The organism is Mucilaginibacter sp. OK268 (assembly GCF_900103125.1).
GTDB lineage: Bacteria > Bacteroidota > Bacteroidia > Sphingobacteriales > Sphingobacteriaceae > Mucilaginibacter.
In genome coordinates this window covers 398,332-422,014 of sequence record NZ_FNJV01000003.1, presented here as the reverse complement: position 1 = coordinate 422,014, position 23,683 = coordinate 398,332, and the positions used below count along the sequence as shown (strand labels likewise).

23 protein-coding genes and 1 pseudogene are annotated in these 23,683 nt (G+C 42.9%); 4 read left to right on the top strand and 20 right to left on the bottom strand.

The window, feature by feature from the left end; genetic code table 11:
• Positions 1–66 precede the first annotated feature (66 nt).
• From BLR84_RS12185 to BLR84_RS12170, 4 genes are all read right to left on the bottom strand, one after another.
• On the bottom strand, positions 67–1,320 hold the full coding sequence (locus BLR84_RS12185) for an ABC transporter permease (protein WP_090468276.1): 1,254 nt from the start codon (positions 1,318–1,320) through the stop codon (positions 67–69).
• A gap of 2 nt (positions 1,321–1,322) precedes the next feature.
• On the bottom strand, positions 1,323–2,231 hold the full coding sequence (locus tag BLR84_RS12180; protein WP_090468274.1) for an ABC transporter ATP-binding protein: 909 nt from the start codon (positions 2,229–2,231) through the stop codon (positions 1,323–1,325).
• A 76-nt stretch (positions 2,232–2,307) separates the two neighbouring features.
• Entirely contained in the window at positions 2,308–2,922 is a 615-nt protein-coding gene (locus BLR84_RS12175) for a hypothetical protein (protein ID WP_090468272.1), read from the bottom strand.
• Between the two features lie 92 nt (positions 2,923–3,014).
• Positions 3,015–4,181: an exo-alpha-sialidase gene (locus tag BLR84_RS12170; protein ID WP_090468270.1), complete on the bottom strand. Its 1,167-nt coding sequence runs from the start codon at positions 4,179–4,181 to the stop codon at positions 3,015–3,017.
• A gap of 299 nt (positions 4,182–4,480) precedes the next feature.
• Between BLR84_RS12170 and BLR84_RS12165 the strand changes: the two genes are divergently transcribed.
• Positions 4,481–5,881, top strand: a complete 1,401-nt coding sequence (locus tag BLR84_RS12165; RefSeq protein WP_090468266.1) for a Fic family protein — start codon at positions 4,481–4,483, stop codon at positions 5,879–5,881.
• Positions 5,882–5,994: 113 nt separating this feature from the next.
• Here the strand turns inward: BLR84_RS12165 and dnaJ are convergent, their stop codons facing one another.
• From dnaJ to BLR84_RS12140, 5 genes are all read right to left on the bottom strand, one after another.
• A complete protein-coding gene (gene dnaJ / locus BLR84_RS12160) occupies positions 5,995–7,158 on the bottom strand; it encodes a molecular chaperone DnaJ (protein WP_090468265.1) in 1,164 nt (387 codons plus the stop codon).
• A gap of 131 nt (positions 7,159–7,289) precedes the next feature.
• Positions 7,290–7,883, bottom strand: a complete 594-nt coding sequence (locus tag BLR84_RS12155; protein WP_255366924.1) for a nucleotide exchange factor GrpE — start codon at positions 7,881–7,883, stop codon at positions 7,290–7,292.
• A 227-nt stretch (positions 7,884–8,110) separates the two neighbouring features.
• On the bottom strand, positions 8,111–8,791 hold the full coding sequence (locus tag BLR84_RS12150; protein WP_090468263.1) for a cell division ATP-binding protein FtsE: 681 nt from the start codon (positions 8,789–8,791) through the stop codon (positions 8,111–8,113).
• Between the two features lie 6 nt (positions 8,792–8,797).
• On the bottom strand, positions 8,798–9,001 hold the full coding sequence (locus BLR84_RS12145; protein WP_076378137.1) for a fructose-6-phosphate aldolase: 204 nt from the start codon (positions 8,999–9,001) through the stop codon (positions 8,798–8,800).
• 154 nt (positions 9,002–9,155) lie between these two features.
• Positions 9,156–10,181: an acyl-CoA reductase gene (locus BLR84_RS12140; protein ID WP_090468261.1), complete on the bottom strand. Its 1,026-nt coding sequence runs from the start codon at positions 10,179–10,181 to the stop codon at positions 9,156–9,158.
• Between the two features lie 101 nt (positions 10,182–10,282).
• Here BLR84_RS12140 and BLR84_RS12135 point away from each other — a divergent pair, with 101 nt between their 5' ends.
• Positions 10,283–10,636 (top strand): 4Fe-4S dicluster domain-containing protein, encoded by a 354-nt coding sequence (locus BLR84_RS12135; protein ID WP_076378133.1) that lies wholly within the window; start codon positions 10,283–10,285, stop codon positions 10,634–10,636.
• Between the two features lie 149 nt (positions 10,637–10,785).
• On the opposite strand, the gene BLR84_RS12130 is transcribed toward BLR84_RS12135, so the two are convergent.
• Positions 10,786–11,730: a bifunctional helix-turn-helix transcriptional regulator/GNAT family N-acetyltransferase gene (locus tag BLR84_RS12130; protein ID WP_090468259.1), complete on the bottom strand. Its 945-nt coding sequence runs from the start codon at positions 11,728–11,730 to the stop codon at positions 10,786–10,788.
• Positions 11,731–11,799: 69 nt separating this feature from the next.
• Between BLR84_RS12130 and BLR84_RS12125 the strand changes: the two genes are divergently transcribed.
• Positions 11,800–12,561, top strand: coding sequence for a C40 family peptidase (locus BLR84_RS12125; RefSeq protein ID WP_090468257.1), 762 nt, complete (start codon positions 11,800–11,802; stop codon positions 12,559–12,561).
• Positions 12,562–12,683: 122 nt separating this feature from the next.
• On the opposite strand, the gene BLR84_RS12120 is transcribed toward BLR84_RS12125, so the two are convergent.
• From BLR84_RS12120 to hisG, 9 genes and pseudogenes are all read right to left on the bottom strand, one after another.
• Positions 12,684–13,589: a WD40 repeat domain-containing protein gene (locus BLR84_RS12120; protein WP_090468255.1), complete on the bottom strand. Its 906-nt coding sequence runs from the start codon at positions 13,587–13,589 to the stop codon at positions 12,684–12,686.
• A gap of 88 nt (positions 13,590–13,677) precedes the next feature.
• A pseudogene (gene hisIE, locus BLR84_RS12115) lies at positions 13,678–14,268 on the bottom strand (bifunctional phosphoribosyl-AMP cyclohydrolase/phosphoribosyl-ATP diphosphatase HisIE); the annotation flags it as partial.
• A gap of 168 nt (positions 14,269–14,436) precedes the next feature.
• Positions 14,437–15,192, bottom strand: a complete 756-nt coding sequence (gene hisF, locus BLR84_RS12110; protein WP_090468252.1) for an imidazole glycerol phosphate synthase subunit HisF — start codon at positions 15,190–15,192, stop codon at positions 14,437–14,439.
• Between the two features lie 109 nt (positions 15,193–15,301).
• Positions 15,302–16,051 carry a 1-(5-phosphoribosyl)-5-[(5-phosphoribosylamino)methylideneamino]imidazole-4-carboxamide isomerase gene (locus tag BLR84_RS12105; protein WP_090468250.1) on the bottom strand — a complete coding sequence of 250 codons (750 nt, stop codon included), beginning with the start codon at positions 16,049–16,051 and terminating at the stop codon, positions 15,302–15,304.
• Between the two features lie 5 nt (positions 16,052–16,056).
• Positions 16,057–16,647 carry an imidazole glycerol phosphate synthase subunit HisH gene (gene hisH / locus BLR84_RS12100; protein WP_090468248.1) on the bottom strand — a complete coding sequence of 197 codons (591 nt, stop codon included), beginning with the start codon at positions 16,645–16,647 and terminating at the stop codon, positions 16,057–16,059.
• An 83-nt stretch (positions 16,648–16,730) separates the two neighbouring features.
• Positions 16,731–17,873: a bifunctional histidinol-phosphatase/imidazoleglycerol-phosphate dehydratase HisB gene (gene hisB / locus BLR84_RS12095; protein WP_090468247.1), complete on the bottom strand. Its 1,143-nt coding sequence runs from the start codon at positions 17,871–17,873 to the stop codon at positions 16,731–16,733.
• Positions 17,870–18,931 (bottom strand): histidinol-phosphate transaminase, encoded by a 1,062-nt coding sequence (hisC, locus tag BLR84_RS12090; protein WP_255366923.1) that lies wholly within the window; start codon positions 18,929–18,931, stop codon positions 17,870–17,872. Before hisC ends, hisB begins: the two co-directional genes overlap by 4 nt.
• Positions 18,932–19,047: 116 nt before the next feature.
• Entirely contained in the window at positions 19,048–20,334 is a 1,287-nt protein-coding gene (hisD, locus tag BLR84_RS12085; RefSeq protein ID WP_090468243.1) for a histidinol dehydrogenase, read from the bottom strand.
• 83 nt (positions 20,335–20,417) lie between these two features.
• Entirely contained in the window at positions 20,418–21,269 is an 852-nt protein-coding gene (gene hisG / locus BLR84_RS12080; RefSeq protein WP_090468242.1) for an ATP phosphoribosyltransferase, read from the bottom strand.
• A 320-nt stretch (positions 21,270–21,589) separates the two neighbouring features.
• Between hisG and BLR84_RS12075 the strand changes: the two genes are divergently transcribed.
• Positions 21,590–22,123, top strand: a complete 534-nt coding sequence (locus BLR84_RS12075) for a hypothetical protein (protein WP_090468240.1) — start codon at positions 21,590–21,592, stop codon at positions 22,121–22,123.
• 25 nt (positions 22,124–22,148) lie between these two features.
• Here BLR84_RS12075 and BLR84_RS12070 read toward each other — a convergent pair whose 3' ends face one another.
• Positions 22,149–23,666, bottom strand: a complete 1,518-nt coding sequence (locus BLR84_RS12070) for a hypothetical protein (RefSeq protein ID WP_090468238.1) — start codon at positions 23,664–23,666, stop codon at positions 22,149–22,151.
• Positions 23,667–23,683: the final 17 nt, after the last annotated feature.

Here is a 23,683-nt window from a genome sequence, read left to right as displayed (position 1 = left end):
TGCCTTAAGCTTTCTGCTTTGAGCTTAAAAAAGCTTTCAGCCTTCGGCTTTTAGGTTTCTGCTTCCTTACTCTTTATAAAAAAACCATTTGCCCAGTTCTTTAAAGCTTACTTTTTTGCCATACATCAAAATACCAACGCGGTATATGCGGGCAGCTACGTAAGTGGTAAACATGAAACCAACCACCATTAAACACATAGATAAGGCTAATTGCCATACCGGTGGATCAAAAGGTAGCCGTACCATCATGGCCACCGGGGCGGTGAATGGTATAATGGAGAGCCAAACTGCCAGCGCGCTATCAGGAGCCCTGAACAAAACAGATACTGATAAAATATAAGTGAATAATAGCGGCATAGTGATCGGGAACATGAACTGCTGTGTTTCTGTCTCGCTATCCACCGCCGAACCTACTGCCGCGAATAAGGCGCTGTACAGCAAATATCCGGTTAAAAAGTAAAACAGGAAGCAACCCAGTATATACCCAAAAGGAATGGTTTGAATTACGGCCATGGCACTCACCATAGGGCTTTGCGGCGTATTAAAAACATGCCCGGCTATTTTTGATGATATAATAGATAAAATGATCCAGGCGCTAAATTGGGTTAAACCCACCAGGCCCACACCAATAATTTTACCCAGCATCAGTTGGAAAGGTTTTACCGAGGATATTATCACTTCAATGATACGACTGGTTTTTTCTTCAATAACACCACGCATTACTTGTCCGCCATAAATGAAAAGCGCCAGGTAAATAAATATAGCGCAGGCAATACTAACGGCTATGTTGGGGCCTATATTGGCATCCTTATCGCCTTTGTCGGTAATTTCCACAGCATTAACAGAAACGTCCGTTTTCTTGATGGAATGGATAGCCGCGGTATCAATATGATGCTGGATCATCTTGTTGTTGAAATCGATATCGTTCATCTGCTTCTGGATCTCATCCGTAAGCTGAAGCGGCGATTTCTTTTTGGCAAATATTTGAATAGCCCCTTGCTTGTTATAATCTGTAGGGATGTATAAAGTAGAGATAGTCTCATCTTTCTTTGACAGGGCCTTGGCTGTATTAATATCCTGATTGGTAATGGTGAATTTTATATTGGGAACATCGTGCAATTTTTTTGCGAAAATGCCTGTATTGTCAACCACGTTAACCACTTGCAGGTTGGTTAACTGGTCGCTGCTTTTGGCTATCATGGCAATAACGGCACCCATTACCAGGATGAGCAGAGGCACCACGAATATCATGATGATAAAAGACTTTTTCCTTACCCTGGTCAGGTATTCTCTTTGTATAATGAGCAAAACTTTATTCATGGTTAAGGTATTAAGTTTACTTTTTCAATAAATATCTCGTTCATGCTGGGTATCACTTCTTGCAGCATATTGATGCGGGTTTGGGGGATGAGGTATTGCAGCACATCATTGGAGCTGCGGCCATCATGGAGTCTAATCCTGATGGTATGTCTGTCGTCATCACTGATGGTTTCGCCGATCTGGTCAAAAGGTTGTACACCGTTAAAGTTTAACGGATCGCCCGAATATTCAACCAGGTAAACATCATTGCGATAGGAGTTGCGGATGTGTTTAACCTTGCCATCCAGTATTTTATGCGATTTATGGATAAGCGCTATCGAATCGCAAAGTTCCTCGACCGATTCCATACGGTGGGTAGAGAACAGGATAGTGGCTCCTTTGCGGTTAAGCTCCAGGATCTCATCCTTGATCACTTCGGCATTTACGGGGTCGAACCCGCTGAATGGCTCATCCAGGATGATCAGGTCGGGCTCATGCAGTACGGTAGCCACAAACTGGGCTTTTTGCTGCATCCCTTTGGATAGTTCTTCTATTTTCTTTTTCCACCAGCTCTCCATATCCAGCTTTTTGAACCAGAATTTGAGGCGTTTATTGGCTTCATCGCGGCTCAGGCCTTTCAATCGGGCCAGGTAGATCATCTGCTCACCGATCTCCATTTTTTTGTAGAGACCGCGTTCTTCGGGCAGGTAACCGATGCGTTCGATATGCGATTGATTGAGCTTTTGACCGTCGAAATAGATCTCGCCCGAATCGGGTGCCGTGATCTGGTTCACAATGCGGATAAGGGAAGTTTTACCCGCACCATTCGGGCCTAAAAGCCCGAATATTTGTCCGCTTTCCACTTCCAGACTTACATCGTCCAGAGCCCGGTGACCGGCGTACTGTTTAACAATATGGCGTATGCTTAACATTTAATTGGTTTATGATGTTAATAGTACGCTTTAGATACGGGCTATTTCAAAATGTTACATCAGCATTGATGTGCCATCAAAATGGATCGTTCTTAAACAGTGGCTTTTCGCTAAAATCAGCAGGAGTTTTAGCGCCATTACCTACACTACTAAATATAATGATGGCGCCAATAGGGGGCAGTATGCTCAAGAGGTGGATATAAGCGTATAAATGATGATCAACGTTAAAGAAATTAAAAGCAGCAGGCAAGGCCAGATTACTTAAAGTAACGATCAATAAAATTACAGCAAACAGTGCGAAACCGCTTTTAATAACGGGTTGGCTCACTCTAAATGATTGTACAATTATATAAAGTAGAATTACATAATATAGCTTGACGGCATAGGAAAATAAATGATAATCCTTTACCAGGTAACTAATGGCTGTACCGGCAAGAAAAAGCGCAATATTAAGCCCAAGATAAATACTAAAGGCGTTAACTATACTTCGTTTTTCATCAAAGTAAACCAATGTGGCCCTCAAAAAATATATCACTATTGAATAAGCCGCAACGGTGAATACAGATAGAAGAACGTTCAAATAGGTGTTCGGCAAGCCAAAGTTCATGATGATATACAGAAATGAAATTTGAACGGCAATTTGTATGAACGCGATGATGATACCAATTTTTACGGCAGGAGGATTGTTCATTGGTAGTGGTTTAGATCTGTAATTTATAAACTAATAGTTTAAAAACGAAAAAGCCGGGATTGTTAAAGTCCCGACCTTTTGTGCAAAGGTTATTAACGAAGCCGATCTAAACTAAACCTTAATGTTTCAATGGCTTCTTTTTGCCGGGAGATGATCACATACATATAGCCCTTATAAATGATGGTGTGCGGGTAACCATACTGACCGCCTTTCCACAAACCTTCCTTTTTCAGGAGGTATAGCTCATCGGCTATGATGTAATTTTTGTCAAATGCTTCGCCGTTTTTGGAGAGTGACAGTACCAGCGGGTTACGGTCGTAATGATGCAGCGTATCCGGGATGCCCACATAGTAAAAACGTTTATCGGGCAGGCGACCGAAATGAAATTTGCTGTCGTTATCAGAAAAGGCAGTTTCCACCGGGCGCGACCAGCTTTGGCCATTATCTCTGCTTTCGGTAAGCCATAAGCGGCCTTTCCAACCCTTGCCGGTAACCCGCAGTAGCATGTGCAATACATGGTCGTCAGTTTCAAAAAATGAGCCCTCACACAGCGGTGGCAGGCCCAGCTTGGCAGCCGGGGCATAAAAGGCAGCGGAGTTATCCTGGGTGTATAAGGAATCGGGGTAAAAACTGCTGATTTTCCAACCCGAAATACCTTTAGGGTCATCGGTATACGGAAACATGAAATTACCACTGATGATGAGCCGCCCGCTTTTGGTAGCCTCGGGGCCATGATTGGGGATCAGCGGTACATGCATATCTATGGCATTGCTCCAATGGATGCCGTCGGTACTGGTTTTGGCCCACAGGTGCGTGTTTTGGCGATGTTTGGTGTATTCGCCATAGTAGGCCACCAGGGTGCCTTTGTATTGATATAAACCGGCAGCTGTAAGCACGGTTAAAGTATCATTTACTTTTACCGGGGAGGCTAGTACTTCGGGTTTCGACCAGTGTACAAAATCGGCAGAAGTAGCGTAAACCACCCGTTGGCCCGGTGAATCCTCATCGATCAGCCCATTGCTCCAGATCGCTATAAACTGATCCTTAAAATGAATAATAGAAGGGTGGTGGTTATACAGCCATTCCTTATCCGGCGAGTAGATCATGCTCCGCTCAATTTTTAAACGGGGTACGCCAGCTTCGGTTTGGTAGTTGTTGCGGATGGATGGGGTTTGGGCGGACAGGTAGCTATAGGCAAGCAATAGCACCACCGTGTTCAGAATGGCTTTGATCTTGAATGGCATATCGCCAATTAACATAAAATATTCAAATAATTAAAGCCGATTTTTATCAGGAAATTGCTTTGAAAATACCCTGTGAGAAATTTTGGGCTGAAGCCAGCTAAGTAGATGAATTTAATCCGTTGGCTAAAGCCAAATGGCAATGAATAAAAAATATTCGGAAATAGAAGCAAAATTCATTGCCGTCCCATTTATGGGGCGGAAAAGATAAAATAGGAATTGGCTTCAGCCTAATGAGGCGCAAAGTTCAAATGCCTTTCCCTGCGATTTTCGCCATCGTTACAATTTGTGTAAATTGTAATTTATATCTTTAAAAAATGAACCTGAAGCTCGAAGAGGAATTTAGCAAAGATTCCATACTTGAAGAAATTGATGCTTTAAAACAGCAGATTGATGATTTGGGCACTTTGCCACCTGATGTAGAGGGGCGAGTGATGCAAAAACTACGACTGGATTGGAACTATAACTCTAATGCTATTGAAGGTAATAAATTGAGCTATGGTGAAACAGTAGCTTTTTTAATGGAGGGTATAACTGCCAAAGGTAAACCGCTAAAAGATCATCTGGATATTCGAGGCCATAACGAAGCCATAAACTTTTTACTTGATCTGGTTAAAGATGAACGACTACTATCTGAGGCTGACATAAGGGCTTTACATGAAATGATATTGGTTGAGCCATATGATGTGAAAGCTCAAACTGGCGAGGGAATGCCAACCACCAAACGTATTATTCCTGGTGTATACAAAACAACAGCTAACCATGTGCAAACCGCTACCGGCGAGATGCACTACTATGCCACACCTGAAGAAACGCCTGCCAAAATGCGCGAACTGATGGAGTGGTACTACGAAGCTGATAATAACACAGAAATACACCCGGTAGTAGTGGCTGCACTGTTTCATCACAAGTTTGTGGAAATACACCCTTTTGACGATGGTAATGGCAGGCTCTCAAGGATTTTGATGAACTTGGCATTGCTCAAAAAACGATATCCTCCAGTTGTTGTGAAAATGGATGATAAAGGAAATTATTATTCATTATTGAGCAGGGCTGATGTAGGAGAGAGTTGGCCGTTTGTGGAGTATGTAGTTGAGCTTCTGAGATGGTCGTTACAGTTATACTTGAAAGCTGCAAATGGTGAGGAAATTGATGAAGATGACGATATCGATAAAAAAATTGCACTTTTTAAAATAGAGGCCGAAAGCAAAGTTCATTTAGACCAGGAGAAATCGAATCAACGCGTAAAGGAAGTAATTATTGATAATTTATTAATCGTGTTCAGGAAATTGTTGAATAAAATCCGGCCTTTTGATGATCTATTTTTAAAAAGGGCAAATAGTATTGTTTTTTCATATTCAGGCCGAAGGGAAAATGTAATTGACCACACTTTTAGCGATACGAGAGAATCTTTTTCCGAAGAAAATATACCTCACATCATAAAGAACATAAATGATGATGAAAAAGAGTTTTCTCAGATTGTGTTTGTGGTAGTTCATAATGATTTCAAAAACTCAACAAACATGTTCTCTATTAGAAACGAAATAAAAATTGAATTTTGGCGATATAACTATTTGATTTTTGTTAATGGAGATAAAAAGAAAACAAAACTTTACAAGGAAGATTTATCAAAAAAAGACATTACAGATCTATTAGGTGCTTTTGTAAATGATTTCATGTCTTCGTTTAAAGAAAAACAAAAAGGCTTAGGCTTTTAACCTTGCAAGGTTAAGTATCCCTCGCTTGAACTATCAAAATCAAAAAAGCCCGAAGTATAAACTCCAGGCTTTTAAATATACGCTTTCGGCTTTAAGCCTTCTGCTTTTAGCTTTTATTCAAAATATTCCTTCATCCGGTCGAAAAAGCTTTTTTCGTTTTTGCCGGGATTGGGTTTAAAGTTTGGTGACGATTGTAATTTCTCCAATAGTTCGCGCTCCTCGCGGCTTAGTGCTTTTGGTGTCCAGATGTTGATATGTACCAGTTGGTCGCCACGGTGATAAGAGTTCACCTCAGGCACACCTTTGCCTTTTAAGCGCAGGATTTTACCACCCTGGGTTCCCGGATCAATTTTAATCTTGGCTTTGCCGTCAATGGTAGGCACTTCAACAGTGGTACCTAAGGTGGCATCAACAAAGTTTACGTGCAGGTCATATATTACATTGTTGCCATCGCGTTTTAATGTTTCATGCGGAACCTCCTCGATCAGGATGATCAGATCGCCCGGTACACCGCCACGTGGGGCAGCGTTACCCTTGCCGCTCATGCTCAGCTGCATGCCTTCACTTACACCGGCAGGAACGTTAATGGTGATCAGTTCTTCGCCGCGAACTACGCCATCACCATGACAAACAGTACATTTTGACAGTATGGTTGAGCCTTCGCCGTTACAGGTAGGGCAGGTGCTGGTAGTTTGCATCTGGCCCAATATGGTATTGGTTACCCTGCGCACCGCGCCCGAGCCACCACATGTTTTACAGGTTTGAAATGATGATTTATCCTTAGCGCCAGAACCATCACAGGTTTTACAAACTATCTGTTTGTTAACTTTGATCTTCTTTTCGGCGCCGTTAGCTATTTCTTCAAGAGTTAAACGTACTTTGATGCGCAGGTTGCTGCCGCGTGCCACACGTCTGCCAGCACCGCCACCTTGACGGCCGCCGCCAAAAAATCCTTCAAACGGACTGCCACCGCCAAAAATATCACCAAACTGGCTAAATATGTCGTCCATATTCATACCCTGACCGCCATAACCACCGCCATTTGGCGATGAGGCATTGGCCGCATGACCAAACTGATCATAACGCTGGCGCTTTTCAGGACTGCTCAGTACTTCGTAGGCTTCAGCAGCTTCCTTGAATTTTTCTTCCGCCTCTTTATCACCCTGGTTTTTATCAGGGTGATATTTAATAGCCATTTTACGATATGCCTTTTTTATTTCGTCGGCATCGGCACCTTTGGCGACTCCCAGGATATCGTAATAATCTCTCTTAGCCATAATTCTTTATTTCGGATTTCGAAGTTTCGATTTCGGATTTACTGTATTGTTAATTTCTAGTTTTGATGTTAGGATGGATGATCAATTGAATATTTAAATCCCAAATCGAACATCCCAAATCCGAAATCAATTTACGCTCCTACAATTACTTTGGCAAAACGTATTACCCTGTCTTTCAGGTAATAACCTTTTTCCATTTCATCCATCACTTTACCTTTCAAATCATCGGTAGGGGCGGGTATATTGGTAATGGCCTCATGCAGGTCGGCATCAAAAGGCTCGCCAATTGCTGTCATTTCCTTCAGGCCTTTTTGAGCCAATATGTTTTTTAATTTGTTCTGTATCAGCGTAACGCCTTCTTTAACAGGGGCAACATCAACAGCGTTTTCCATAGAACGTTGTGCGCGTTCAAAATCGTCAAGAACAGGCAGTAAAGCCACTAACAGCTCTTTACCTTCTGTTTCACGGGCTTCCGCGCGCTCTTTGATGGTACGTCTTCTGAAGTTATCAAATTCGGCATATAAGCGCAGGTATTTGTCGTTTGCCTGTGCCAATTCTTCTTTCAATTTGTCTTCGGCAGATACAACTTCTGCTGTTGCTTCAGTAGTTTCGGTCTGGGCTTGTTCCTGCCCGTTCTCTTGTAAGTTTTCCTGGTCTGCCGTATTCATATCTGGGGTGTCCGTATTTTCTTTCTTCTTTTTCTTCAACATATCGTTAAATTTCATAGCTGATAGTGCCAATCAAGTATCCTGCCATTAGCATAAAGCCGACAAGCTGTCAGTGGTATGTTTTAATATCAGGAAGGAGTGACACGTTTTACGCAGGGGTGACAGGTTGACCGTTGATTTTGTCTGAATCAGAATTTACAGAATTAGAAAATTAACAGGATGCTATTTCATTATTCTGAAAATCCTTTAATTCTGTAAATTCTGATTCAGACAATATTCAGCGGTTATATTTCCGCGTCTTCCAGAACTTTACCATTCTCGCATTTGATAATGCGTGATGGGAAAGCGCGAATGATGTGATAATCATGTGTAGCTACCAATACAGCCGTGCCCGATTGACTAATCTGTTTTAATAGCAGCACGATTTCTTCGGATGTTTCGGGGTCAAGGTTACCGGTTGGCTCATCGGCCAGTATAATTTCGGGATCATTCAACAGGGCGCGGGCAATTACCACGCGTTGCTGCTCGCCGCCTGATAGCTCATGCGGCATTTTCTTTAATTTAGAACGCAAGCCTACTTTTTCCAACACATCCAGGGTACGGTCGGCGATGAGTTTTTTATCTGTCCAGCCGGTAGCGCGCATGACAAACAGCAGGTTTTGTTCGATGGAGCGATCGGTAAGCAATTGGAAATCCTGGAAAACAATACCCAGTTTGCGGCGCAGGTAAGGTACTTCGCGACTTGGCAATTTGCTCAGTTCGTAGCCGCAGGCATGACCGGTGCCGGCCTTTGGGATCAGATCGCCGTAAATTATTTTAAGCAAACTGCTCTTGCCCGATCCGGTTTGGCCTATGAGCCATACAAAATCGCCTTTATCAATATGCAGGTTAACGTTTGACAGTACCAGGTGCGACTGCTGAAAAATATCAACATTGTTTAGCTTAATAATAGAATTTCCGATCATCTTTTTTTATAGCTCTAATTTTAAGATCTGTCCAAAAGGCAGGTCCTTGATTATATTCATAATATATTCGGCCTTATCGGCCAGTCCAACCTTATCCAGCGATTTATCAGGCCTGTCGACCCTGAAATAAGCCAGCAGCGTAAATTTATCATCACGCAGCTGTACATAATCGGGTATCTTGGCAACGCCTTTTACTTTTATAATATACATTTTTTAAGCTTAAGGCTTAAAGCGTAAAGCTAAAAGCAACTTTTTGGGCTTAAGGCTAAAAGCACAAAGCCTAAAGCAATCATTTTATTAAAAAAATCTGTGCTTTCGGCTTTTAGCCTTAAGCTTTTAGCTTCCCCCCAAAGGTATTGTTATTTTAAAGATTTGCCAAGAATTCCATCGTATCAATCCCATCAGCATAATCCCATAAAGCGGGTTGCTGGCTCTGGCCAAAGCCTACCACCTGGCTTTGTACATCAATGGGCGCTTTGGTGACGATACATTGCAGGTTTTCGCTTTGATCTGTCAGCAATTGTTGCGCTGCCTGCAGATTGGTGTAATGGCTATAATATACCACGGCCAGGGGCGATGCTATCCGCTCATCTTCCTTAGCCATCAAAAAGCCATTATCAAAATGCTTGTCGCTGTTTACCAGGTAAATGGATTTGTTGTAATCGTAATTATTGCTGTATTTGTGGTGATGGATGATAGTTTTAAATTCCTCTATCGATTCAAAAAAGAAATTGAAAACATAACCTTCCGGTACCAGTAACTTTGACACATTACGACAGCCAAGCCCATAATAATCAAATATATCATGACCCAGATCAAACAGGTCTTCAGCAGTTTCATTGCCGGTAAGCAGGGCTATGCTGTTGCGGTTTTTACGGATGATGTTGGGTACTTTGCCAAAATAATAATCAAAATACCGCGAGCTGTTATTGCTGCCGGTGGCTATAATGGCATCAAAATCGGTGAGGCGCTCTATAAAACTGAACTGATTGGCAAAACTGCCATCGATATCAACCAATCGGTGCAGTACATGCTTGATCAGATAGGCATCCTGCGATGATGTTTTGATGAGCGCGTGATTGCCTGTGACCAGCACGCAAAGTACATCATGAAAACCCACCAGTGGGATGTTGCCCGCCAGTATGAGTCCCACTTTTTTGGGCTGGGCCTCGCCGGAAAGGTCGTATTTGGAGAGCCAGATAGTTAAATCGGCCTCGTTGAGCATTTTGCCAATGGCGGTAACGGCGCGTAAAACACTTTGGGGTGTAAACCAGGCGTTGTGGTATTGTTCGTCGTTGATAATGGCCATTAACTGCTCATCGGGTTCCGATAACTGTTTTCCTAAGGCTGAAAATGAATTTATTGCGTTTTTTATATTAATTTTTGACATATATATGGTAAGGTTTTAAACCCCGAAACCCTTTTTTTGTTATATTTGTGCGCTTGGTAATTTCAGGCAAAGTTAATTGAGAATATTAGATATTTAGAAATATGGCGATTAAAATCACCGATGAATGCATAAACTGCGGAGCCTGCGAACCGGAGTGCCCCAATAATGCCATTTATGATGCAGGCGCGGCATGGCGCTTTAGCGACGGTACAGGGCTTAAAGGGGTTATTGATTTTGGCGATGGTAACACATTAAATGCTGAAGAATCACAGGCTGCCCTGTCTGATGATATATATTACATTGTACCTGATAAATGTACCGAATGTGTTGGTTTTCATGATGAACCACAGTGTGCTGCAGTATGCCCTGTAGATTGTTGTGTGGATGATGAGGATATCCGCGAAAGCAAAGAAGAATTGTTAGCCAAGAAAGACTGGCTGCACATTAATGAATAATATTTTTTAGATGTGAGATATGAGATGTGAGATTTGAGAAAAAAACACAGATACAAAAAAAGGAACAGCTTGCTGTTCCTTTTTTTGTATCTCATATCTCATATCTCATATCTCATATCTCATATCTCATATCTCATATCTCATATCTATCAAAGATCCATTTCCATGTGGATATTGGCACGGGTATAGGGTGATGCGGCCGCCTGGAACTCCTTAAAGCCGTATTTTTTATATAAGGTAATGGCAGGCGTAAGTTTGGTGTTTGAGCCTAACCAGATGCGGGTACCACCCAATTCTTTGATTTTGGCTATAGCCGCATCCATCAGGGCATTGCCAATTTTACGTCCCTGGTATTTGGGGCTTACCGCCATTTTGGCCAGCTCGTATTCTGCCGGGCCGGTTTTGATGACCGCACAGGTACCCACAACATCGTCATCAATATGCGCGAAAAGGATCTCGCCGCCATCGGCCAATATATGATCCTCGGGGTGGTTCAATTGCTCCAGATCGTGTTCCTCTACCGTGAAATAAGTATTGATCCATTCTATGTTGAGGTTTTTAAAATGGCGGGCATATTGGGGATCATAGGTAGTAACTGTTACCGGGTTATTACCCTGTGGATTAAACATTTCCTGAAAACGCTGGTAATACGGCTTTTCGTTGAGTTGTGCTTCTGTTTCCATAATGGCGCTTAGTAAATTATTTTGTTGACTATTAAATAAAGATTTATTAAGGGCCAGGATCTTGGCCCATACCCGTTCAAATTTTGGCAGGGAAGCTTTACCCTTTTCTGATAGGCGCAGTATACGCCTACGGCTATCTGAAGCGGATTTTACCGATTCAATAAAGCCCAGTTCTTCCAGCTCTTTCGCCAGGTGGATGACACCCGGGTGGGTGCAGCCCAGTTCTTCGGCAATTTCGGTTACGCCAGCTTCACCTTGTTTGCTGATCAGGTAGTAAAGGGTAAAATATTTAGGTTCAAAGTTCAGTTGCTCATCTTTATATATCAAAACAACATCCTTTGCAAAGTATTCATATAGCCGTTTGAGCCTTGCTCCAACGGCCAGTTCTTCTAAATCGTCAATTAAACTCATAGTTGTTACGTAAGTACTTACAAATATATAAATTATTTTTATTTCTATATTTGTTTTTCACTATTATAAATGGAATACGGTATTTGTAATCTGGCGGTTATCCCGCTGCGTGCCGAGGCTAATGACCGCAGCGAACAGGTGTCGCAGTTATTGTTTGGCGAAGCATTTGAGATCATAGAATGGAGCGAACGTTGGGTAAGGATCATCACCGAAAGCGATGGCTATGAAGGGTGGATAGGCCGCCTGCAGTTTGCTATGCTCGGTCATATCGCTTACAAAAGCTTCAAGCATATAAAACCACCATTAACCTACCGTGCTGTAACCCAGGCCTGGAAAATTGCCGATAATAGTGTTGTTTATCTGCCTGCGGGAAGCTCTTTAGCGTTCCTGGAAGGAACTACCTGCCGCATAGGAACCGAGCGTTTCGAGATCATCGGTGAAATAGGTGAGCGGGAAGACATAGCCACCACAGCCAAATCATTTTTAAACTCACCCTACTTGTGGGGAGGCCGTACTCATTTTGGTATTGATTGTTCCGGCTTTACACAGGTGGTATTTAGCCTTAATAATATTAAGATCAAGCGCGATGCCAGTCAGCAGGCGCAGGAGGGTACCCTGGTTGAAAGTATTGAACAGGTCCGCTTAGGTGATCTGGCCTTTTTTAACAACGAAGCCGGTAAGGTAACCCATGTAGGCATCATGCTGAACAATGAATACATTATCCACGCCTCCGGAAAAGTTAAAATTGATACAATAGATAAAGAAGGCATCTATTCACAGGAGCAGAAACGCCATACGCATAAATTGCATAGCATTAAGAGGTTTATGTAGTACTCATTAAGATAAGGTGGATGTCATGTTGAGCCGGTCGAAACATGGTGGGCAGGCCTTTACGCGCGAGTCTTCGACAAGCTCAGACTGACAGGCCTTATTGACCGATCAGGTTTGCTACTTCAATCAAATTTAATATCCCACACCACTACCTTCTTGTCGTCGCTTACGGATAGGAGCTGATCATCATTCCAGGCCAGTTTGTTGACTGATAACACGTGGCCTGGGTGCCCTTTTTCGCGGCTGATGATCTTGTATAATTTAAAATCGTCGGCTCCCCAGATCTTGATGCCCTTATCCATACTGGCTGTGGCAAAATAGGGCTTGCTGGGGTGAAACAGGATATGGTTTATGGCAAATAAATGTGCGGGGATATTTTTGATAGGCTGATAAGTAACACTATCCCAGATCTTGATCTGTGCATCACGTCCGCCTGATGCCAGGTACGTACCATCCTGACTATAAGCCAGTGCAAAAACCGACATGGTATGGCCGTGTAATGATTTTAGCAGAGCATAATCTTGCAGATCGTAAATTTTGATGGTATTGTCGCGGCAGGCAAAAGCTACCTGTTTTTCATCGGGTGTAACAGCTATACACCTGATGGTATCGGCCGATGCTTTGATAGTGTGTACCATCTCCAGTGTATCCAGGCTCCATACCGAAACTGTACCATCCTCAGAGGCCACCAGCAGCTCTTTTTTATGAGGTACAGACTTGATATCAAAAATTGGTTTCAAGTGGTGCTGTAGCGATTTAATGACCTTTTGCTGTATAAAATCAAATACCAGAACCTCGCCGCTGCGTAAACCGGTGAACAGCAAAGGATAGCCTGCCGGGCCATGTATAGCATAAATAGAGGCCCTAACCGGGAACATCACTTTTATAAAGGTGTGGTCAAGCAAGCTCCATTCCACCAGTCCCTTATCGTTGCCCCCGGTAAATAGTATACCCGGCTTTTGCGAAAGCTCCAGCGTAAAAATGGGATTGCCATGTCCGGTTAGCTCTGCTATTTTTTCTACGGTCATTTTTTTAGTTTGCAGTTCTCTGTTTGCACTTTGCAGCTATCAGTTTGCAGATAAATTTAGTTATCAACTGCAAACTGGTAATCGTCAACTATTTATGTCTTCCTTCTAAGTTCTTAGCTATTGTTTTCAGATCAAGGCCTTTTTCGCGTAGCAGCACCAATAAATGAAATACCAGGTCTGACGATTCGTTGATGAGGTCTGTTTCGGTTTCGGCAAGGGCTGCTATAACAGTTTCTACGCCTTCCTCGCCTACTTTTTGGGCTATTTTGTTGAGGCCCTTGTTGCGTAGTTTATTGACGTATGAGCCCTCAACCGGATTTTCGTATCTATCGGCAATAATGTTTTCCAGTTCCAGGATAAAGTTTTGATTAAACTCGGTTTTAAAGCAGCTGCGTGAACCGGTGTGGCAGGTTGGGCCATCGGCTTTAACTTTGATCAAGAGGGTATCGCTATCGCAATCAATACTGATGTTTTTTACATGCAAAAAGTTGCTGCTGGTTTCGCCTTTTGTCCACAAGCGTTGTTTGGAGCGGGAGAAAAAGGTTACTATGTTTTCCTGTACGGTTTTATCATAGGCTTCCTGGTTCATATAACCCAGCATCAGCACTTCAAGCGTTTGCTCATCCTGTATGATCACCGGAACCAGTCCGTCGGTTTTGTTGAAATCTATATTCATATCTGTTGCCTGTTGCCAGGGTTGTGGTTCGTGTGTCTATTAAAAATTTAAGTCATGCTGAACTTGTTTCAGCACCTCATCAGCAGGGTATTACATTTGTATGTTGTAGACCTTGCCTGTGGGATCCCGAAATGAATTCGGGATGGCTGCTGGGTTTTAACCCGCACTTAATCATATCCTTACCTCAATATTATTACTTTTTAGCACCGCTTTCAAATCGGGTATTAGTATCTCGCCATAATGAAATACGGATGCTGCCAATGCCGCGTCGACATTAGTTTTTTCAAAAACATCCACAAAGTGCTGCACCGCACCTGCACCTCCCGAGGCAATAACTGGTATATGCACGGCATCGTTAACAGTTTTTAGCAGTCCGTTGTCGAAGCCGTTCTTGGTGCCGTCATGATCCATGGAGGTGAGCAGTATTTCGCCTGCTCCACGGCTTTCAGCTTCTTTTATCCATTCTAACGTTTGTCGCTCCGTTGGCAGTCGACCTCCATTCAGGTGCACTATATTTTTAGCATCAATGCGGCGGGTATCAACCGCAATTACCACAAACTGAACACCGAACGCTCTGGCCAGTTCATCAATCAGGGCGGGGTTACGCACTGCTGCGGAGTTGATAGATATTTTATCGGCACCGGCATTTAACAATGCGTCGGCATCGGCAATTTCGTTTATACCACCACCTATGGTAAAGGGTATATTGATCTGGCGTGCTACGGCCTTTACCAGCTCAACCATGGTTTTACGGCGCTCTACTGTTGCTGTAATATCCAGGAAAACCAGTTCGTCGGCACCCTGGCGCGAGTAGTTCCAGGCCAGTTCAACCGGGTCGCCGGCATCGCGCAGGTCGACAAAGTTTACGCCTTTTACCGTACGACCGTCTTTAACATCAAGACAGGGGATGATTCTTTTACTTAACATGCTTTATTTTAACATGTCATTGCGAGCGTAGCGTGGCAATCTCCTAACTATGATGAGGAGATTGCTTCGTACCTCGCAATGACATGGGAATTAGATTGATTGAGGCGTCTTAAATGGAGATCAAAGATTCCAAATTCCAGTTTTTGACGTCTTCGATAGATATGTGACCTTCGTAAATGGCTTTGCCTACCACACATGATTCTACCTTTAAGCGACTCAACTGTTCAATATCTTTCATAGAACTTACACCGCCCGAAGCGATCAGCTTAATAAACGGCGAATGATCCAGCAGTTTTTCATACAGCTCGATACCTGCACCGCCCAATTTACCGTCTTTATTGATGTCGGTGCATAGGAAACGGAAAAAGCCTAAGGAAAGGCATTTATCAACGTAATCCATCAGTTTTATGGGTGAACTTTCCATCCATCCGGAATATTTGATCACTTCGTCAAGCACATCGATGGCAATAACTACCTGGTCTGAGCATTTATCTTTACCACAAATTTCAGAACCCAGTTCGGGTAAAAAGCTGGGATTAGTGAGGGCTTGCGTGCCTACAATAACGCGGTGAACACCGGCATCTATCAGTTCTTTCACTTTATCAATGCTGCGGATACCGCCACCGTATTGTACCTTCATATCGGTTTTACGGATCACATCAAACAGGTATTGCTGGTTGCTGAAGTCGTTTTTGGCACCGTTAAGATCAATAACATGGATGAAATTGGTACCATTACTCTGGTAGCGCTCAATCATTTCTTCCAATGTAACATCGTATTCTGTTACCTGACCATAATCGCCCTCACGCAATCGCACTACCTTTTTGTTCAATATGTCAATAGCAGGGATAATGTACATGTCTTTTATAATTTTGAAAAGTTAGTTAATAGAGTTTCGCCGTATACCCCTGATTTTTCGGGGTGAAATTGTACGCCGTAAAAGTTATCATGCCAAATTGATGCCGAAAATTCGGTGTTGTAATTGGCTGATAGTAAAGTGTATGTTTTGTCATACTCAATAAAGTATGAATGTACAAAGTAAAAATGTGAACCTGACGGTATATTTTTAAATAAAGGGTTGTCTTTTTCTGGATAGACCTGGTTCCAGCCGGTGTGTGGTACTTTATATTCAGAACTATCCTGAAACCTTAAAGTTTTGATCGGGAAGATATTTAACAGATCGGAATCACCTTCTTCAGAGTAGGAGGTAAGCAACTGCATCCCCACGCAAATACCCAGTGTTGGCTTTTTAAGCGCTTTAATAGCAGGAACCAAGCCGGTTTTCTCCAGTTTATCCATAGCCGCACCGGCATGCCCAACCCCGGGAATAATATAACGGTCGAACTTTTCAAAATCCTCCTGGCTATTGATAAAGCCATACGGAATGCCCAGCCGCTCCAAAGCAGCCGTTAAAGAAAATATATTACCCGCGCCGTATAGAATAATGCCTGTCATGTTTTTATTTAGAATCAAGATATAAGAGTCAAGAATCAGGACAGAAAAAAATCTTGCCTCTTGATTCTAATCTCTTGCCTCTCTTATAATACCCCTTTAGTACTTGGTAAAACCATCTTATCTACATCACGTTTTACGGCCATTTTTATTGCCTTGGCAAAGACTTTAAATATAGCCTCAATTTTGTGATGCTCGTTTTGTCCTTCGGCTTTGATGTTGAGGTTGCATTTGGCCGCGTCTGAGAATGATTTGAAGAAATGGTAGAACATTTCTGTTGGCACATCGCCCACCTTTTCGCGGTTAAATTCAGCTTCCCAAACTATCCAGTTACGACCGCCAAAATCAATGGCCGCTTGTGCCAGACAGTCGTCCATAGGCAGGCAAAAGCCGTATCGTTCTATACCTTTTTTATTACCTAAAGCTTCTACAAAAACCTCGCCTAAAGCTATGCCGGTATCTTCAATGGTGTGATGTTCGTCGATATGCAGATCGCCTTTGGCAATTACTTCCAGGTCGATGCTGCCGTGGCGGGCGATTTGATCCAACATGTGATCAAAAAAATGCAGACCGGTTGATACTTTGGCTTCGCCGGTACCATCCAGGTTGATTTTGATATAGATGTCGGTTTCTTTAGTGGCACGGCGATGTTCAACCACACGCTGACCCAGTTTCAGAAACTCGTAGATCTGTTGCCAGTCGGTAGTTTCCAGGGCAATGGTATCGCTGATATGATCGGCCTCGGTGAACTCAGCGCCACCCAATCCCGATTCATTGTTGATCCAGATGGCTTTAGCGCCTAAATTACGGGCCAGCAGCACATCGTTTTTACGATCGCCGATGGTAAATGAACCTGGCAGATCATATTTTTCAGTATCAAAATATGGAGTAAGCAGTGCGGTACCGGGTTTACGTGTTGGCGCTTTTTCGGCCGGGAAGGTACGGTCGATCACAATGTTATCAAACTTTACTCCCTCGGCCTCAAATGTTTTCAGAATAAAATTATGCACAGGCCAAAAAGTGTCTTCCGGGTATGATGCAGTACCCAAACCATCCTGATTGGTGATCATCACCAGTTCAAAATCAAGCTCTTTGGCTATTTTAGGTAGATAAGTTAAGGCACCGGGATAAAATTCCAGTTTTTCGAAAGAATCGATCTGCTCATCCGCAGGTTCTTTGATCAGGGTGCCGTCTCGGTCAACAAACAATATTTTTTTTAAATTACTCATTTGAAGTTTTGTAGAGTTTGGAGTAAAGTGGTGTTTTCATCGGGCGTGCCAACGGTAATGCGGAGACAGCCTTCGCAAAGCTCCACTTTGGAGCGGTTGCGGATAATGATGCCCTTGCTTACCAGATAGTCATAGATCTTGTTGGCATCGGTTGTTTTCACGAGGATAAAGTTAGCATCCGATGGGTAAATATCCAGTACAAAATCAAAGTTTTTGAGTTCAAGCACCAATCTGTCGCGCTGTGTCAATGTTTCTTTGATCCAGCTATTGATCTGGTCGATATTAGCCAGTGCTTCCAATGCCAGTTGCTGTGAGGCCTCGTTTACATTATAAGGTGGTTTTACTTTGTTCATCACCTCAATGATCTCTTCACTGGCAAAGGCCATACCTACGCGTAAACCAGCCAATCCCCAGGCTTTGGAAAGGGTTTGCAAAACCACCAGGTTGGCATATTCAGTCAACTCCTGTATGAAAGTTTTTTGACGACTGAAGTTGATATAAGCTTCATCCACAATCACCAGGCCGTTAAAGTTGGCCAAAAGGGTTTCTACATCAGCACGGTTAATGGAGTTGCCGGTAGGGTTGTTGGGTGAACAGATAAAGATGAGTTTGGTGTGCTCGTCGATAGCTTCGGCAATACCTTCCAGGTTAAGTTGATAATCTTCAGTGAGCAGAATCTTGCGGGCCTCTACATCGTTGATATTGGCCGATACCTGGTACATACCGTAGGTAGGGGGCACGATGATCACATTATCGACACCCGGGTTGCAAAAACTGCGGAAAAGGATGTCGATAGCTTCGTCGCTGCCGTTGCCTATAAAAATGTTGCGGGGTGGTACGCCTTTAATTTCGGTGATGCGTTTTTTTAATTGATATTGTAATGGATCAGGATAGCGGTTAAACTGCTGGTTCAAAGGCGACCCAAACGCGTTTTCATTAGCATCCAGAAAAACACTAGCCTCCCCCTGGTACTCATCACGTGCGGAAGAGTAGGGGGTCAGGTTTTTGATGTTTTCGCGGAGTATATTGTTGATATTATACATTGTAATATTAATCATGTCATTGCGAGCGTAGCGTGGCAATCTCCTCGCGTTTATGTATATGATGAGATTGCTTCGTCGTTCCTCCTCGCAATGACATATTTGATAGAGAAACGTTGTTCTTTAATTATATTTTAATTTTTATTCCTTATTGATACTGCATTAGCATGGGCATGTAAACCCTCCAACTCGGCCAGCGTTTGTACTGTTGGGCCAATATTGTTAATCCCTTCGCGGGTGATATGCTGAAAGGTGATCTTCTTTACAAAAGAATCAACCGAAACACCTGAATAAGCCCTGGCATAGCTGCTGGTAGGCAACGTATGATTGGTGCCTGAGGCGTAGTCACCGGCGCTTTCAGGGGTTAAATTACCCAGGAATACCGAGCCTGCGTTGATGATGAAGCCAGTGATCTCCTTCCACCTTTCGGTGGCCAGGATCAAGTGCTCGGGTGCGTACTGATTACTGAAATCCATGGCCTGTTCCAAATTGGAAGTAACCACGATATACGAGTTATCAATAGCCAGTTTAGCTATCTCGGCACGGGGCAAGGTTGGTAATTGTTTCTCCACTTCGGCCAGTGCCTCCTGAGCTATTTTAGCAGAGGTACATACCAGTACCGACTGACTGTCGATACCATGTTCGGCCTGTGCCAAAAGGTCGGCAGCGATGTAAGCCGGGGTAGCGGTTTCATCGGCAATCACCAAAACCTCCGACGGGCCCGCAGGCATATCAATAGCCGTTGAGGTAGTCGATTGGATGATGGTTTTTGCTTTGGTAACAAACTGATTTCCAGGTCCAAATATCTTGTCAACTTTAGTGATACTTTCGGTGCCGTAAGCCATGGCCGCAATAGCCTGTGAACCACCAACCAGGTATATTTTATCGATACCCAATAGCAAGGCAACATAGGCTATAAAAGCATTCACCTTGCCATTTTTTTGCGGCGGCGAACACACCACAATTTCATGACATCCTGCTATACGCGCGGGGATGCCCAGCATCAAAAATGTACTTGGCAAAACGGCGGTTCCACCGGGGATATACAGGCCAACTTTTTCAATCGGTCTTAACTCGCGCCAGCAGGTAACGCCGGGCATGGTTTCCACTTTATCCTCTGGTTTTACCTGCGCCCGGTGAAATTTATAGATATTATTATAGGCCGTTTCCAGCGCGGCTTTTTGCTCGGCAGATACCGATTCGGCCAGTTCTTCCAGATCGGTTTTGTCCAGGTACAGGTTGCTCAATTCAACCTTGTCAAACTTGCGGGCATATTCATACAGGGCGCTGTCGCCATGTTGCTGCACGTTATCAATAACCTCTTCAACAATGGTACGGATCTCATTGGCCGGATCAACATTTCGCTGAACCAGTTTCTGGATATCGGTGCTACTTAAATCTGAATAATTGTATGTCTTCATTTTTCAGTTTGCAGTTTTCAGTTAGCAGTTTGCTTTATTTGCAGTTTCAAAATGCTAACTGCAAACCGCCAACTGCACACTAACTATAAAATTATCTTCTCAATCGGCATTACCACAATGCCTTGTGCGCCGGCTTGTTTCAGCTGACTTATCCTGTCCCAGAAATCACGCTCAGGGATCACGGTGTGTACTGCAACCCATTCAGGTTCGGCCAATGGTACTACCGATGGACTTTTTACGCCTGGTAATAAAGCGGTTACTGCTTCAAGGTTACCTACATGAACGTTCAATACCACGTACTTAGTTTCTTTGGCACGTAAAACAGACTGGATACGCTGTATTAACTCCTGTACAAGGTGATTATCTTCGATAGTTTTGCAGCCGATAAGCACGGCTTCTGACGACATCACATCGGCAAATGGCTTCAACCCGTTACTTTTGAGGGTACCACCTGTAGACACCAGGTCACAGATCGCATCACTCAGGCCCAGGCCCGGAGAAATTTCTACCGAACCTGAAATGGTACGGATATCTGACTGGATACCTTGCTGTTTCAGGAATTTACCTAAAATAACCGGGTAGGTGGTGGCGATGGCTTTACCGTTCAGGTCGCTGAGGTTTTGAATATCGTTGTTGTTGGGCACGGCTATTTTCAGCGAGCATTTGCCAAAACCCAGGCGTTGCAGGTAGCTCACCTCCACTTCGGTTTCCTGTATCACATTTTCACCTACAATACCCAGATCGGCAATGCCATCCTGAACGTATTCGGGGATGTCATCATCGCGCAGAAAAAGGATCTCTAAAGGGAAGTTGGAAACGGGGGAGATAAGCGAGCTTTTGTAATTTTCGAAATTTAAGCCGCAATTTTTTAGTAATTCAACGGATTTTTCGTTGAGACGACCAGATTTCTGGATCGCTATTTTAAGTGTTTTCAAAAGATTGAATTTAAGAAACTATGATAAAAAAGAGTATAAACGGAGGTTGTTATTTCGCGTAGAAACATACATATTAGCTGATCACCACATGGTGGTGATGCAGATGAAGATGATGTAGTGCGATGCCGTTCATTTTTATATAGTAAAACTATGGATTAGCTGTCGCAAATATAGACAGATGTTTTTTAAATCAAAATTTAATGTGAAATTGTCTAAACCAGAATTAAACGGGTCTTCGGAATTAAGTATCAGTAGTGCCGATTTAAATGAATAATATCTGAGGGGGAATTATAATTACCTTTGTAACTAAAATCTCAGTTATGGCAATATCTGTTCAACAAATAAATTACCTTACAACTACTATTAGTGCTGTTTTAGGTAGCTCTATCCTTACCGCGATAGTAAGTTTTTATTTAAATAAAGTATCTTTTAAAAATAATAAAGCCCACGAAAATAAAATTATAGAAGTTAAGAATTTTTACAAAAGTTACCAAGCATTTAAACTTGGAGTTGAGGATTATTACAACTATACTATGTTTCGTTTCACAATTAAAGATACTGAAACTGCTGGTGTTATTTCAAGTAGTTTAACTCCTCTTTTGCGGGATTTTCAATATGAAAGTATGATTGTTAAACTTTTCTTGGATGAGAAGGACTATTTAAAAATTACTGAATTGGAGAAGGTTTTATTTCAAATAAAACAGGATATAGATATTTTTCATGTAAATGTTAGAAATCCTAATTCAATAGATTCAGGTAAAAGAATGTCTGACATTAGGGAAATTGATCTTGAGAAAACTTTACCAGAACTAATGAAAATTATTGAGGTGAGTTTAAGAAAAGAATTTAAATAAATTCATCTAATTCCAGTTTAGATTACTACTGCTCATCACATTCATAAATGCCTCCTTCTTCGCCAAAATCTTTGATCAGCTTGAGTGATTTTACTTTTTGGATATCTTTTAGATTGATCAGTTCGGGGTTTTCCAATACGTTGAACCAGATAAGGTAAAAATGTTTCTTTTTATAGAAACTGGCTATATCCTTCTTAAAGAACCTGTGCGGTACCAGGTATGATGACATGCCCGAGAAGAAATAAACGGCCTCATGCGCATCGGTATAAATGGTAACCTTGGGCTTAAACATGCTTTTATCAATATGTTTCAAATAAGCCGCAAAGGGCGATTCCAACCAATCGTCAGAAGTATAGCCGGGTACACCGTAACTATCAGCTATCTGCTCGCTATAGCGCTGCTTATCTATAAAAAACTCCTTGGTTACAAAGCCCAGCATCATCACTATAAATACGGCGGCTACAATGCGACGGGTGGTGATATTGCTAATCTTCTTCAGAATGAGCAAGCCCCAGCTGGTATAGCCCCAGAGCGCCGGAATAAAAATAGGCGCCAGCAAACGGTGATTGATGCGTTCGTAACGTGAAAAGGTGGAGGAAACGAGAATGAACAAACCATAAACCAGGGCAAAGGTGATAGCAAGGTTTTCAAAACTATCCAGCCTTCGGCGATAATAATTGTAAGCCAGCGCCGCTATAAAACCCAATAACATGAGCGTGGCGATGGGTGTGGCCAGGTAGTATTGGTTGGGGGTAAAGCCCATCCAGTCGCACATTACGGTGCCAAAATAGTATAGATTTTTACCAAAGGAGGTAATAGATGGTTCGCGCGGCCCGGTGGTAGTGCCCGACATGAAGGCGTTGAACAGCAGGTTGCTCACCAGCAGCGATATGCAAACAAAGCCGTATATAATAATATGTACGATCTTCTTTTTAAGCGGTAATACCCTGTCGAGCAGTAACAGCAAGCCTCCGGTGCCCACAATAGTAACCGCAGCATAACGGGTAACACAGCTTATAGCCGCTATAATAGCAGCTACTAATAACGGTTTAAGCGTATGTTTTAAAAGATATTGCCTGAAAGCGACCAGGAACAAAAGCGTTTCAAAAATGAATAAGGTCTCTGACCATAAATAGGAGTACACCTGTAAAAGCGCCGGACTTAGTACAATAGCCACCAGTATCAACCATTTATAAACCCGAGATGTGGGTACAAAACGGTGCATGATCCACCCGCTGGTATATATTAAACCGGCAAACATTAACCCGTTCAATACCGATCCGTAAATAACCGGATCAATACGGGTAATGAATTTGATGCAGCCCAGGAAAACAGGGTAGAACACCGGGAAATCAACGATGGGGATATGATTAAAGGTTTGCAGCGTGCCGTTGGTGTTCAGGCTACGGGCAGCGCTCACATACATGATAGAATCGGGCGAGATACCGATACCGCTATAACTGCAAAATATACGCACGGCAAAAAAACCAAGGAGCGCGGCTATAAAAGTGTCGTAATTTTTTAAATAGCGGTTTAGTTGCATGTGTGATGTTACTGGTT